Below are 12,183 nucleotides of genomic sequence, written 5' to 3' on the forward strand. Positions count from 1 at the left end.
ATTGATCGGCCCAGCGCCAATCGGATCATCCATATCATGCCTAATGCAAATCGCGGTTCGGTGGGCTTCCAGTCCAACGAGTTCGAGCAAGAATACGAACGTCCCTCCAAGTCTGAACTCAAGCGCCAGATGGAAGAGTTGCAGAAACTGGGAGCCCAACTCGTTGCCGAGCCGCGCGACCGCGTCAAGCGCGTGCCGATGCCGGACGAGGTGAAGGACGCCATCCTGATGTGCCAGACCATCACCAACCACGAGGGTCGCCGCCGCCAGCTGCAATACGTCGGCAAGATGATGCGCACCCTCTCGGACGAGGAAGTGGCCGTCATCCAGCGCACCATCGACAGCTGGAAAGGCGCCTCGAAGGCCGAGACGGCCGCCCTGCACGCGCTGGAGCGCCGCCGCGAGAAGCTGCTCGCCGACGACAAGGCGCTGACCGAGCTGCTGTCCGAGCACCCGGAACTGGACGTGCAGCACCTGCGCACCCTGATCCGCAATGCGCGCAAGGAGCAGGCCGAGAACAAGCCGCCGAAGGCCTACCGCGAACTGTTCCAGATCCTGAAGGAGCTGGGCAAGCAGGGCAAGAACGCCGGCGCCGACGAGGAATCCGATGACGACGAGTCTGATGACGAGTAAAGAGGTGGAACTGGTGATCGGCCTGGTCTCGGTCTCCGACCGCGCCAGCGGCGGCGTCTACGAGGACAAGGGCATTCCTGCCTTGCAGGACTGGCTGGCGTCCGCCATCACCACCCCCTACCGGATCGAGCCGCGCCTGATCCCCGACGAGCGCGCACAGATCGAGAAGACCCTGGTCGAGCTGGTCGACGTGCAGGGCTGCCACCTGGTGCTGACCACCGGCGGCACCGGCCCCGCGCGGCGCGACGTCACGCCCGAGGCGACGCTCGCCGTCGGCACCAAGGAAATGCCGGGCTTCGGCGAGCAGATGCGCCAGATCAGCCTGCAGTTCGTGCCGACCGCGATCCTGTCGCGCCAGGTCGCGGTGATCCGCGAAACCGAGGACCACGCCGCCCTGGTCATGAACCTGCCCGGCCAGCCGAAGGCGATCAAGGAAACCCTCGAAGGGCTGAAGGACGCCGAAGGCAAGGTGCTCGTTGGCGGCATCTTCGCCGCCGTCCCGTACTGCATCGACCTGATCGGCGGACCGTACATGGAAACCGATCCGGCCATCACCAAAGCCTGGCGTCCGAAGAACGCCCAGCGTCCCGCCACCGCCCCAACCCAGGATCAGGCATGAACGAACTGCTGCAGAACATCGAAATCGAAACCGCGCCGAATCCTTCGGTCGCGATCATCTGGCTGCACGGCCTGGGCGCCGACGGCAACGACTTCGTGCCCCTGGTGCGCGAACTCGACCTGAAGGGCCTGCCGGGCATCCGCTTCGTCTTCCCGCATGCGAAGACGATCCCGGTCACCATCAACGGCGGCTACGTCATGCGCGCCTGGTACGACATCACCGGCGCCGAGCTGACCCGCCGCGAAGACGAAACCGGGCTGCGCAACTCGCAGCGCGACGTCGAAGCCCTGATCGCACGCGAAAAGGCGCGCGGCATCCCGGCCTCGAAGATCATCCTGGCCGGCTTCTCGCAAGGCTGCGCGATGACCCTGCAGACCGGCCTGCGCCACCCGGAAAAGCTGGCCGGCATGCTTTGCCTGTCGGGCTACCTGCCGCTGCACGCCCACGTGGCGCACGAGCGCACCGAGGAAAGCATCGACACCCCGATCTTCATGGCCCACGGCCGCCAGGACCACGTGGTGCCCGTGCTGCGCGCCGAGCAGTCGCGCGACGTGTTGAAAGGCCTGGGCTACCAGGTCGATTGGCATGAATACCAGATGCAGCATTCGCTGTGTTTCGAGGAAGTCCAGGACATCTCGGCCTGGCTGAAAAAAGTACTGGCTTAAGCCTCATATCCACGGGAGCCGCGGCTCCCGTTTTTCATTTTGGAGGTCCGACATGGCCAAGAAAGAACAGCTCGACGAAGAAACGATGGCGCTGATTAACTGGTGCATCGAGGTCGAACAACACCTGGTGGCCGGCGGCGCCACCCAGCAGCAGGCGCAGGACCACATCGAGGAACAGGTCGAGTGGTTCACGGACCTGTTCTACGACGGCTTGACGCCGGAAGAGGCGGCGAAGGAAGCGCTGGCCTGATGTCGTAGGGTGGGTTCTCGAACCCACCCTGTCTCACAGGCAGAGTATCGATAACGCCGACCGGAGACGGTGGGTTCGAGAACCCACCCTACGCTCCTCCTCATCCACCGCCCGGGCTAGTCCGGCAGCTGCGCAGCGCTCGACACGGGCACTTCCGTCTGCGCCGTATTCATCACCATCGCCAGGAAGGTGTAGTAGCCGTTCAGGCCCATCAAGTCGACCACGCCCTGCTCGCCGAACAGCGCCAGCGCGTCGGCGTAGACGCGGTCCGACACCCGCTTGTTCTGGTGCAGCTCGATGCAGAAGTCGTGCACCACCGATTCGTCGACCAGCATGTTGTCCGGGCGCCGGCGCTCGGCGATCGCGTTGATCACGGCCGGCGGAACGCCCACCTGCGCGGCGATCGGCGCGTGGATCGCCCACTCGACCTGCTGGTTCCACTGGCGCGCCGTGACCAGGATCGCCAGTTCCGACAGGCGGATGCCGATCGCGCTGCGGTAGCGCAGGTACTCGCCCATGCGCTGCGCATTTTCCAGCAGCTCGGGACTGCGCAGCAGCGGCACGAAGGGACCGTAGAGCGCGCCGCGCGGCCCCGCGATCACGGCCTGGGCGGCGCGGCGCTGCGCTTCGGTCATCTGATCGGGCGGGATCGGGCGAAGTCGGTCACTCATGGTCGGCGTGGCGAAAGTGTCTAGACGGAAAAATATTCGCACAGCTTCCGGCAAAGATCAAAGGAATCCCGCCCCTTCGCCCTTATTGTCAAACGTCAATTCTTCCTCGAAGGGGGCAGCCATGAGCCATATCATCCATCGCAGCTTGCGCCAGACACCGCCGGTGGCGGTGGCGGCCAGCGGCGTGACCATCCGCGACAGCAGCGGCAAGACCTATATCGACGCCAGCGGCGGCGCGGCGGTGTCCTCGCTCGGGCACGGCCATCCGCACGTGATCGCGGCGATGCACCGCCAGATCGACCAGTGCGCCTACGCGCATACTGCCTTCTTCACCACCGAGCCGGCCGAGGAGCTGGCGGCCAGGCTGGTGGCGCAGGCGCCCGCCGGCATGAACTCGGTCTACCTGGTTTCGGGTGGCTCGGAGGCGATGGAAACGGCGCTGAAGCTGGCGCGCCAGTACTTCGTCGAGGGCGGCGAGGAGCGCCGCAGCCTGTTCATCGCGCGCCGCCAGAGCTACCACGGCAACACGCTGGGTGCGCTGGCGGTCGGCGGCAACGAGTGGCGCCGCAAGCCCTTCGCGCCGCTCCTGATGGAGGTGCCGCGGGTGGCGCCCTGCTACGAATACCGCGACCGCGGCGAACGCCAGACCCAGGCCGAGTACACCGCCAGCCTGCTCGACGAGCTGGAAACCGCCATCATCAAGGTCGGCCCGGACAGGGTGATCGGCTTCGTGGCCGAACCCGTGGTCGGCGCGACCGGCGGCGCGATCCCGCCCACCCCCGGCTATTTCAAGGGGGTGCGCGAGATCTGCGACCGCCACGGCATCCTGTTCATCGCCGACGAGGTGATGTGCGGGATGGGCCGCACCGGCACCATGTTCGCGATCGAGCAGGACGGCATCGCGCCCGACATCGTCGCGGTCGCCAAGGGGCTGGGCGCCGGCTACCAGCCGATCGGTGCGGTGCTGGCGCAAGGCGCCATCGTCGAGCGCCTGCGCCACGGCAGCGGCAGCTTCCTGCACGGCCACACCTACATCGGCCATCCGGTGGCGGCGGCGGCGGCGCTGGCGGTGCAGGAAGTGATCGAGCGCGACGGCCTGCTGCAGCAGGTGCAGCGGCGCGGCGCCACGCTCAAGCGCATGCTGGGCGACGTCTTCGGCCAGCACGAGCACGTCGGCGACATCCGCGGGCGCGGGTTGTTCGTCGGGATCGAACTGGTGCGCGACCGCGCGACCAAGGAACCGTTCGCGCCGCAGCGCCGGCTGCACGCGGCGATCAAGAACGAGGCGATGGCGCGCGGGCTGATGGTGTATCCGATGGGCGGGACCATCGACGGCCAGCGCGGCGACCACATCCTGCTGGCGCCGCCGTTCATCGTCAGCGCGTCGGATCTGTCGGAGATCGTGGCGCGGCTGGCCGAGGCGGTGGATGCGGCGCTGGTGGCGTGAAGGCGTAGGATGGGCACTCCGTGCCCACGCGGAACGATGAGCTAACGAGACGCCCATGCCACCGTTAGCCGATGATCATGTGATCCGCGTCGAAGAGAGCAGCCGCAACGCGTACGTTCGCGTGGGCACGGGGTGCCCACCCTACAGATGCGTTTCGTGGTCCCTTTACTTCGGAAACGCCACCACTTCCGCCTGCTGCTCGCCCAGGCCAGCGATCCCCAGGCGCAGCTTGTCGCCCTTCTTGAGGAAGCGCTGCGGCGTGCGGCCCATGCCGACGCCCGGCGGAGTGCCGGTGGTGATGATGTCGCCGGGTTCGAGGGTCATGAAGCGCGAGACGTAGCTGACGATCTGCGCCACCGTGAACACCATGGTCGACGTATTCCCGGTCTGCATGCGCTTGCCGTTCACTTCGAGGTAAAGGTCGAGGTCCTGCACGTCGAAGATCTCGTCGCGCGTGACCAGGAAGGGGCCGACCGGGCCGAAGGTGTCGAAGCCCTTGCCCTTGTCCCACTGCGAGCCCATCTCGAACTGGCAGGCGCGCTCGGAGACGTCGTTCACCACGCAGTAGCCGGCGACGAACTTCAGCGCGTCCTCTTCGCTCACGTACTGCGCGCGTGTGCCGATCACCACGCCCAGCTCGACTTCCCAGTCGGTCTTCTTCGCGCCTTTCGGCAGCTGGATCGGGTCGTCCGGGCCGTTCAGGCAGCTGATGGCCTTGCTGAAGACCTCCGGTTCCTTCGGCACCGGTGCGCCGGTCTCCGCCGCGTGGTCGGCGTAGTTCATGCCGATGGCGATGAACTTGCCGATGCCGGCCACCGGCACGCCCAGGCGCGGATTGCCGCGTACCAGCGGCAGGGTCTTCCAGTCGACCTTGGCCAGCTTGCGCAGCGCCCTGTCGCCCAGCACGGAAGCATCGATATCGGCAACCACGCCGGACAGGTCGCGCAGGCGCCCTTCTTCGTCGAACAGGCCCGGCTTCTCCTTGCCCGGGCGGCCATAGCGCACCAATCTCATGTCACTCTCCTGTCGTTTGTCCGCGCGCGCCGATGCACGCGCCAAAGCGGCGAATGATACCCGACTTATTTCTTGAGGGTCAGCAGGTAGGCGCTCATGTCGATCGCATCGCGCTCGCTCACGCCCATCGCCGGCATCGCGGTGCCGGGGTCGATCGACTGCGGGTCGCGGATCCAGCGCACCAGGTTGGCCTGGTTGTTCGGCAGCTTGCCGCCGATGTACTGGCGGTCGCCCAGGTCTTCGAGCGTGCGGCCGACGTAGACCTCGGAGCCGGTCACGCCGGGAATCATGTGGCAGGCGCGGCAGGCGTATTGCGACAGCGCGATGCGCCCGCGCTCGGGATCGCCCTGCACGCCGGCCGGCGCCGGCTTGTCGCCGCAGCCGGCCAGCAGCGCCAGCAACGCCAGCAACCCCGGCAAAGGCGTGGCGAACAGGACGCGCCTCATCGCGCAGCCTCCCGCGGCGGCGACGCCGCTGCCGTCGCCTCCGCGTAACCGCGCGCGGACAGGCGCGGCAGCGTCTGCACGAAGGCCACCACGGCCCACAGTTCGTCTTCGTTCATGTGAAACTCCCAGGCCGGCATCCCGCTCATCTTGATGCCGTGGCGGGTGATCCAGTACAGCTCCCGCGGCTTCCAGCGCTTGCTGGCGTCGACCAGGGGGCCGGGCAGCGGCTGCATGCTCTGCCCGATCGGCGACTGGGCGACACCGGGCGCGCCGTGGCATTGCACGCAATTGTCGCGGTACAGCGCCGCGCCCAGCGCCACCTGCCGCGCGTCGCCCAGTTGCGGCGCCGCGATCTCGCGCGCATGCCGCCGCACCGAGTAATGCATGCCCGATTCGAGCAGGGTGTAGACCGGCTGCAGGTGCAGGGAAGTCGCGCTGATGTCGTACCAGCCCGCGCGCAGCACCACCGCGCCGGCGGCCGCGGCCGCAAGCCCGGCCACGACCAGGGTCGCGGCGGCGGTTTTCAGGATCAGGCGCTGGCGGTTCGAAGGCATCGGTTCCTGGGACTGGGGGTGCACACGGTTGAAAATTAGATATTGTCTTTCTTGTATTATAAAGAGACACCAGTTTTCCGTCGGATCGAACCGTGCGCATGTATTTACCTCGACTTCAGCTCCCCTCCCGTCCCTGCGCCCTGCTCCTGTGCGCACTGGCGCTGGCCGGCTGCGGCAAGGGCGAGGAACCCACGCCGCGCGTCTCCGGCGGCGATCCTGAGCAGGGCCGGCGCCTGATGGCGCAGTACCAGTGCGCGGCCTGCCACCAGATCCCGGAAGTGCCGGGCGCGCACGGCAATGCCGGTCCGCCGCTCGAGGGCTTCGGCCGCCGCAGCTACATCGCCGGCGGCATCCCGAACCTGCCGGACGAACTGGTCCGCTGGCTCGACAATCCGCAGGCGCTCAAGCCCGGCAGCCCGATGCCGGACGTCGGCGTGTCTCCCGCCGAAGCGCGCCACATGGCGGCCTACCTGTATTCACTGCAATGAGCGCTGCAATGAGCGCGCCGCTGCAATCGGTCCTGCATCCCGCCGGCCCCGACGCGGGCATCATCTCGCAGTTCGCCTGGGTGCTGTTCGCCGGCGGCGCGGTCATCTTCGTGGCGGTGATGGCGCTGATGGTGCTCAGCCTGCGCCGCAGCGCGCGCCCGGTCACGCCGCGCTGGTGGATCTTCGGCGCCGGTTTCGCCTTCCCGGTGGTGGTCCTCAGCGCGCTGCTGATCTGGAGCACCTGGCGCAGCGCCGAGCTGACGCCGCAGACCTCGAAAGGCGCATTGACGATCGGCGTCACCGCCAAGATGTGGTGGTGGGAAGTGCGCTACCACGACCCGGCCAGCGGACGCGAGATCGCCAGCGCCAACGAAATCCGGATTCCGGTCGGACGCCCGGTCTACCTGGGCCTGACCTCGACCGACGTGATCCACAGCCTGTGGGTGCCGGCCCTGAACGGCAAGATGGACACCGTCCCCGGCCGCGTCACCGGCCTGACCCTGCGCGCCGACAAGCCGGGCGTCTACCGCGGCCAGTGCGCCGAGTACTGCGGCGAGCAGCACGCGCGCATGGCGCTGCACGTGGTGGCGATGCCGCCCGAGGAATTCGACCGCTGGCTGGCGCGCCAGGCCCAGCCGGCCGCCGCACCGAACAATGCGCTGGTCGAGCGCGGCCGCGCCGCCTTCCTGGAACAGCGCTGCCAGGCCTGCCATACGATCCGCGGCGTGGCAGGCAACGCCCGTCTCGGCCCCGACCTGACCCACGTCGGCAGCCGCCTGCACATCGCCGCCGGCACGCTGCGCAACCACCGCGGCACGCTGGCCGGCTGGATCGCCGATCCGCAGGCGATCAAGCCGGGCGCGCGCATGCCGGCCGCCGCCGATCTCGACGGCGAGACCCTGCATGCGCTCGCCGCCTATCTCGAGCAGTTGAAATGACCGATACCCAGACCAGTTCGCCCGACGCATTGCCAAGCTCATTGCCCAGCTCATTGCCCCGTCCGGCGCAGGAATTCCCGCGGCTGGAAAAAGCCTGGGTGACACCCAAGGGTTGGCGCTTCATCACCACCGTCAACAACACCAACATCGGCCTGTTCTACATCGGCACCGCCCTGCTGTTCTTCCTGCTGGCCGGCGTGCTGGGCCTGTTGATGCGGGCCCAGCTCGCGGTGCCGGACAACGCGCTTCTCTCGCCCTCGACCTACAACCAGGTCTTCACGATGCACGGCAGTGTGATGATGTTCCTGTTCGCGATCCCGATCGTCGAGGCGCTGGCCGTCTACCTGCTGCCCAACATGCTCGGTGCGCGCGACCTGCCCTTCCCGCGCCTGTCCGCCTACGCCTTCTGGGCCTATGCGATCGGCGGCCTGGCCTTCTTCTGCACCCTGTTCGTCGGCCTGGCGCCGGACGGCGGCTGGTTCATGTACCCGCCGCTCACCAGCAAGGAGTATTCGCCCGGCCTGAACGCCGACTTCTGGCTGCTCGGGATCGGCTTCATCGAGATCTCGGCGATCGCCGGCGCGATCGAGCTGATCGTCGGCATCCTGTTCACGCGTGCGCCGGGCATGTCGCTGTCGCGCATGCCGGTGTATGCCTGGGCCATGCTGGTGGTGGGCATCATGATCGTGTTCGCCTTCCCGGCCGTGATCGCCGGCACCGCGCTGCTGGAAATGGAACGCGCCTTCGACTGGCCCTTCTTCAACGCCGAGCGCGGCGGCGATCCGATCCTCTGGCAGCACCTGTTCTGGTTCTTCGGCCACCCCGAGGTCTACATCATCTTCCTGCCGGCGGCCGGCATGGTCTCGACCATGATCCCGACCATCGCCGGCAGCCCGCTAGTCGGCCGGCGCGCCATCATCGTGGCGCTGGTCGCGGTCTGCTTCTTCAGCTTCGCGCTGTGGGCGCACCACATGTTCACCGCAGGCCTGGGGATCATGACGATGAGCTTCGTGTCGGCGGCCAGCATGGCGGTCGCGGTGCCGACCGCGATCCAGGTGTTCGCCTGGATCGCCACGCTCTGGCGCGGCAAGGTCGCCATGACGGCGCCGGCGCTGTTCCTGGCCGGCTTCATGTTCATCTTCGTGCTCGGCGGCCTGACCGGCGTGATGGTGGCCCTGCTGCCCTTCGACTGGCAGGTGCACGACACCTATTTCATCGTCGCCCACTTCCACTACGTGCTGATCGGCGGCATGGTATTCCCGGTGTTCGCCGGCATGTACTACTGGATCCCGCTGATCAAGGGCCAGCGCATGTCCGAGCGCGTCGCGCGCTGGGCCTTCTGGCTGATGTTCGGCGGCTTCAATCTCGCCTTCTTCCCGATGCACATCAGCGGCCTGTTCGGCATGCCGCGCCGGGTCTACACCTATCCGGCCGAGATGGAATGGGGCACGCTGAACATGCTCTCCACGGTCGGCGCCTTCGTCTTCGCGGCCGGGGTGCTGGTGTTCGCCGTCGACCTGGTGCGCAGCCAGCGCCGCCCGTCGCGCGATCCGGGCAATCCGTGGAACGCCTCGACGCTCGAATGGCTGCCTTCCGGCGACTACGCCACGCGCAGCATTCCGCACGTTCACTCGGCCGACCCACTCTGGGACCAGCCGAACCTGGCGAAGGAAGTCGAGGCCGGCCAGCACTACCTGCCCGGCAGCGCCAGCGGCCTGCGCGAGACGATCGCGACCAGCCCGATCGCGGCGCGCCCGACCTACCTGATGATCCTGCCCGCCGACAGCTGGCTGCCCCTGATCGCCGCCGCCGGCACCGCCGGTTTCTTCCTGCTGATGACAGTGAAGCTGATGTGGTTGGCCTGGGCCTGCGGCATCACGGCGGTCGGCGCCGTCATCGCCTGGCTGTGGCAATCGGACCGCAAGCCGCCGATCGTCGAGGCACGGGTGTCGGACAAGCTGGTGCTGCCGGTGGGCGCGAAGGGCGTGCGTTCGCACTCGTGGTGGGGAACGCTCATCATGCTGGTGGTCGACGCCATCATCTTCGCGTCGCTGGCCTTTGCCTACATCCACATCTCGATGCGCCTGGTGGTGTGCCCGCCACCCTCGGCCGGGCTGCCCGATCCGATCTGGCAGATGCTGTCGAGCGCCCTGCTGCTCACCGGCTCGGCGTTGATGTTCTGGGCCACGCGTTCGGTCGGCAAGCGGCGCCTGCCCTGGCTGGCGCTGGCGGCCACCGCCTGCGTGGTGCTGGCCTTCCTGGCCGACTTCCACGGTTATCAACTCGCCGGCCTGGCGCCGCGCCGGCTGGCCTGGAGCGCGACCATCGCGGCGATGCTGACCTACCAGGGCCTGCACGTGGTGCTGCTGGCGATCGTCGGCCTGTACCTGGCCGCGCGCGGCTGGAGCGGACGCCTCACCGCGCACAGCCGCGCCACCCTCGACAACTCGGCACTGATCTGGCACTACGCCACGCTGCAGGGCATCGCCGCGGCGCTGATCGTGCACATCGTGCCCCTGCTGATGGATTGACGATGCGCGAACACTTCCTACGCAAGCTGTTGCGCGGCACCCTGCCGCTGCTGGTCTGGGCGGCGCACTTCGCCGCCTGCTACGTGTTCGTCGCCGCCCAGTGCAGCCCGGCGGGCTACGTGCCGGGCTATCCGCAGCGCCTGCCGCTGGCATTGATCACGGCGGCGGCGCTGGCGGCCTGCGCCCTGCTCGGGTGGAAGTGGAAGAACACCCTGCGCCACGCCGACGAGCGCACCGCGCTGCTCCACTGGGCGGCGGGCGGGACGGCGGTGCTCGCCTTTATCGGGATTTTATGGACGTCGGTGCCGATGTGGTTCATCCAGGGGTGCCGATAACAAGCGTGTATTGTTGGCTGCAACCGTAGGGTGGGCACGCCGTGCCCACGCGGACGCTGGCGCAGTGTTGTCGGTGTTCCAGCCGAAGCACACGTACCGTTGCAGACGGTGTCGAATGGTCATTCGATAGCGCCAACAATGTTCGATTAGCGCGGCAAGCAATGCGGCCAACACTATTCGACCATCCGCGTGGGCACGGGGTGCCCACCCTACATTTATCTGGCCGCGGGCCGCACGCGCCACACTACGTTGCCGACGTCGTCGGCCACCAGCAAGGCGCCCCGCTTGTCGATCGCCACGCCCACCGGACGCCCCATCGCATTGCCGTCCCCGTCGACGAAACCACGCAGGACCTCGACCGGCATGCCGCTCGGCTTGCCGTTTTCGAAAGGCACGTAGACCACGTTATAGCCCGACAGCGGCTTGCGGTTCCACGAGCCGTGCTGGCCGATGAAGGCGCCGCTGGCGTAGGCCGGGCCCAGTCGGGCGCCCTCGGCGAAGGCGAGGCCGAGCGCCGCGACGTGGGCGCCGAGCGCGTAGTCGGGCGCGATCGCCTTTGCCACCATCTCCGGGCGCTGCGGCCTGGCGCGCTCGTCGACGTGCTGGCCGTAGTAGCTGTACGGCCAGCCGTAGAAAGCCCCGTCCTGCACCGAGGTGAGATAGTCGGGCACCAGGTCGCTGCCGATCTCGTCGCGCTCGTTCACGACCGTCCACAGTGCGCCGGTTTGGGGTTCCCAGGCCATGCCGTTCGGGTTGCGCAGGCCGGAAGCGAACAGGCGCGTGCCGCCGGTCTTGACGTCGACCTCGAGGATGGCGGCGCGGTTGACCTCGTTCTTCATGCCGTTCTCGCCGACGTTGCTGTTCGAGCCGACGCTCGCGTACAGCTTGCCGCCGTCGCGGCTGGCGAGGATGTTCTTGGTCCAGTGGTGGTTCAGCCCGGCCGGCAGCGGCGCCAGCTGCTGCGGGGCGGCGGCGATGGCGATGGCGGTCGCGCCTTCCCTGTAGGGCACGCGCACGATGGCGTTGGCGTTGGCGATGTAGAGCGTGTCGCCCACCAGCGCCATGCCGAAGGGCGAATGCAGGCCTTGCAGGAAGACGCTGCGGGTTTCGGCCACGCCGTCGCCATCGGCATCGCGCAGCAGGGTGATGCGGTCGGCGCTCGGCACGCCCGCCCCCGCTTTGGCCATTACCTTGCCCATCACCCAGGTACGCAGGCCGGCCTTTTTCGTTTCCGGCGTTTGCGGCTTGTTCGATTCCGCCACCAGCACGTCGCCGTTGGGCAGCACGTAGAGCCAGCGCGGATGGTCCAGGCCGGTGGCCATGGCGTTCACCTCCAGTCCCGGCGCCGCCTGCGGCTTGCCGCCTTGCGGCCAGCCCTTGGCCGGCGCGATGTCGACGGTCGGGATCAGGGTTTTCCGGGGCGCCGGCAGTTGCGGGGAAGGACCGACGTCGGCATTGACCGGCAAGGTGGAACGGTCGCCGCAGCCGGCGAGCGTGACCAGCGCGGAAGCGGCGGCGGCGAGGATGGCGAGGGCTGGACGGCGCATGGGTTTCTCCTGGATCGGACGGAACGGCCGTGGCCGATTCTAGCG

At 67.9% G+C, this 12,183-nt stretch carries 14 protein-coding genes; 9 read left to right on the forward strand and 5 right to left on the reverse strand.

What is annotated here, in order from left to right; translation table 11 throughout:
- Positions 1–36: 36 nt before the first annotated feature.
- From yjgA to ACFOPH_RS15800, 4 genes are read left to right on the forward strand one after another with little or no spacing between them, the layout of a single operon-like run.
- Positions 37–633 (forward strand): ribosome biogenesis factor YjgA, encoded by a 597-nt coding sequence (gene yjgA / locus ACFOPH_RS15785; RefSeq protein WP_312547749.1) that lies wholly within the window; start codon positions 37–39, stop codon positions 631–633.
- On the forward strand, positions 623–1,252 hold the full coding sequence (mog, locus tag ACFOPH_RS15790) for a molybdopterin adenylyltransferase (protein WP_379736306.1): 630 nt from the start codon (positions 623–625) through the stop codon (positions 1,250–1,252). Before yjgA ends, mog begins: the two co-directional genes overlap by 11 nt.
- On the forward strand, positions 1,249–1,917 hold the full coding sequence (locus ACFOPH_RS15795; RefSeq protein WP_312547751.1) for an alpha/beta hydrolase: 669 nt from the start codon (positions 1,249–1,251) through the stop codon (positions 1,915–1,917). Before mog ends, ACFOPH_RS15795 begins: the two co-directional genes overlap by 4 nt.
- A 52-nt stretch (positions 1,918–1,969) precedes the next feature.
- Complete coding sequence (locus ACFOPH_RS15800; RefSeq protein ID WP_312547752.1) at positions 1,970–2,167, forward strand: hypothetical protein; 198 nt, start codon at positions 1,970–1,972, stop codon at positions 2,165–2,167.
- A gap of 116 nt (positions 2,168–2,283) precedes the next feature.
- On the opposite strand, the gene ACFOPH_RS15805 is transcribed toward ACFOPH_RS15800, so the two are convergent.
- The gene (locus tag ACFOPH_RS15805; RefSeq protein WP_312547753.1) at positions 2,284–2,838 is read right to left on the reverse strand and encodes a carboxymuconolactone decarboxylase family protein; all 555 of its coding nucleotides are present in this window, start codon (positions 2,836–2,838) and stop codon (positions 2,284–2,286) included.
- 121 nt (positions 2,839–2,959) lie between these two features.
- Between ACFOPH_RS15805 and ACFOPH_RS15810 the strand changes: the two genes are divergently transcribed.
- On the forward strand, positions 2,960–4,285 hold the full coding sequence (locus tag ACFOPH_RS15810; RefSeq protein ID WP_379736309.1) for an aspartate aminotransferase family protein: 1,326 nt from the start codon (positions 2,960–2,962) through the stop codon (positions 4,283–4,285).
- A gap of 165 nt (positions 4,286–4,450) precedes the next feature.
- Here the strand turns inward: ACFOPH_RS15810 and ACFOPH_RS15815 are convergent, their stop codons facing one another.
- The 3 genes from ACFOPH_RS15815 to ACFOPH_RS15825 all read right to left on the reverse strand — a co-directional run bounded on the left by ACFOPH_RS15815 (position 4,451) and on the right by ACFOPH_RS15825 (position 6,299).
- Complete coding sequence (locus ACFOPH_RS15815; protein ID WP_312553092.1) at positions 4,451–5,299, reverse strand: fumarylacetoacetate hydrolase family protein; 849 nt, start codon at positions 5,297–5,299, stop codon at positions 4,451–4,453.
- A gap of 65 nt (positions 5,300–5,364) precedes the next feature.
- On the reverse strand, positions 5,365–5,745 hold the full coding sequence (locus ACFOPH_RS15820) for a c-type cytochrome (RefSeq protein ID WP_312553091.1): 381 nt from the start codon (positions 5,743–5,745) through the stop codon (positions 5,365–5,367).
- Entirely contained in the window at positions 5,742–6,299 is a 558-nt protein-coding gene (locus ACFOPH_RS15825) for a c-type cytochrome (protein ID WP_379736312.1), read from the reverse strand. The genes ACFOPH_RS15820 and ACFOPH_RS15825 overlap by 4 nt, the downstream gene beginning before the upstream one ends.
- A gap of 98 nt (positions 6,300–6,397) precedes the next feature.
- On the opposite strand from ACFOPH_RS15825, the gene ACFOPH_RS15830 reads away from it, so the two are divergent.
- The 4 genes from ACFOPH_RS15830 to ACFOPH_RS15845 are packed head-to-tail and all read left to right on the forward strand — an operon-like array spanning position 6,398 to position 10,591.
- Positions 6,398–6,787: a c-type cytochrome gene (locus tag ACFOPH_RS15830; RefSeq protein WP_312553088.1), complete on the forward strand. Its 390-nt coding sequence runs from the start codon at positions 6,398–6,400 to the stop codon at positions 6,785–6,787.
- A gap of 8 nt (positions 6,788–6,795) precedes the next feature.
- Positions 6,796–7,725 carry a cytochrome c oxidase subunit II gene (gene coxB, locus ACFOPH_RS15835; protein ID WP_379736314.1) on the forward strand — a complete coding sequence of 310 codons (930 nt, stop codon included), beginning with the start codon at positions 6,796–6,798 and terminating at the stop codon, positions 7,723–7,725.
- Complete coding sequence (gene ctaD / locus ACFOPH_RS15840) at positions 7,722–10,256, forward strand: cytochrome c oxidase subunit I (RefSeq protein WP_379736316.1); 2,535 nt, start codon at positions 7,722–7,724, stop codon at positions 10,254–10,256. Before coxB ends, ctaD begins: the two co-directional genes overlap by 4 nt.
- A 2-nt stretch (positions 10,257–10,258) precedes the next feature.
- Entirely contained in the window at positions 10,259–10,591 is a 333-nt protein-coding gene (locus ACFOPH_RS15845) for a hypothetical protein (RefSeq protein ID WP_312553084.1), read from the forward strand.
- A 215-nt stretch (positions 10,592–10,806) separates the two neighbouring features.
- Here ACFOPH_RS15845 and ACFOPH_RS15850 read toward each other — a convergent pair whose 3' ends face one another.
- Positions 10,807–12,138, reverse strand: coding sequence for a PQQ-dependent sugar dehydrogenase (locus ACFOPH_RS15850; RefSeq protein ID WP_379736318.1), 1,332 nt, complete (start codon positions 12,136–12,138; stop codon positions 10,807–10,809).
- Between the last annotated feature and the right edge of the window lie 45 nt (positions 12,139–12,183).

The sequence above is a fragment of the Massilia haematophila genome, from assembly GCF_042647645.1.
Classification (GTDB): domain Bacteria; phylum Pseudomonadota; class Gammaproteobacteria; order Burkholderiales; family Burkholderiaceae_D; genus Telluria; species Telluria haematophila.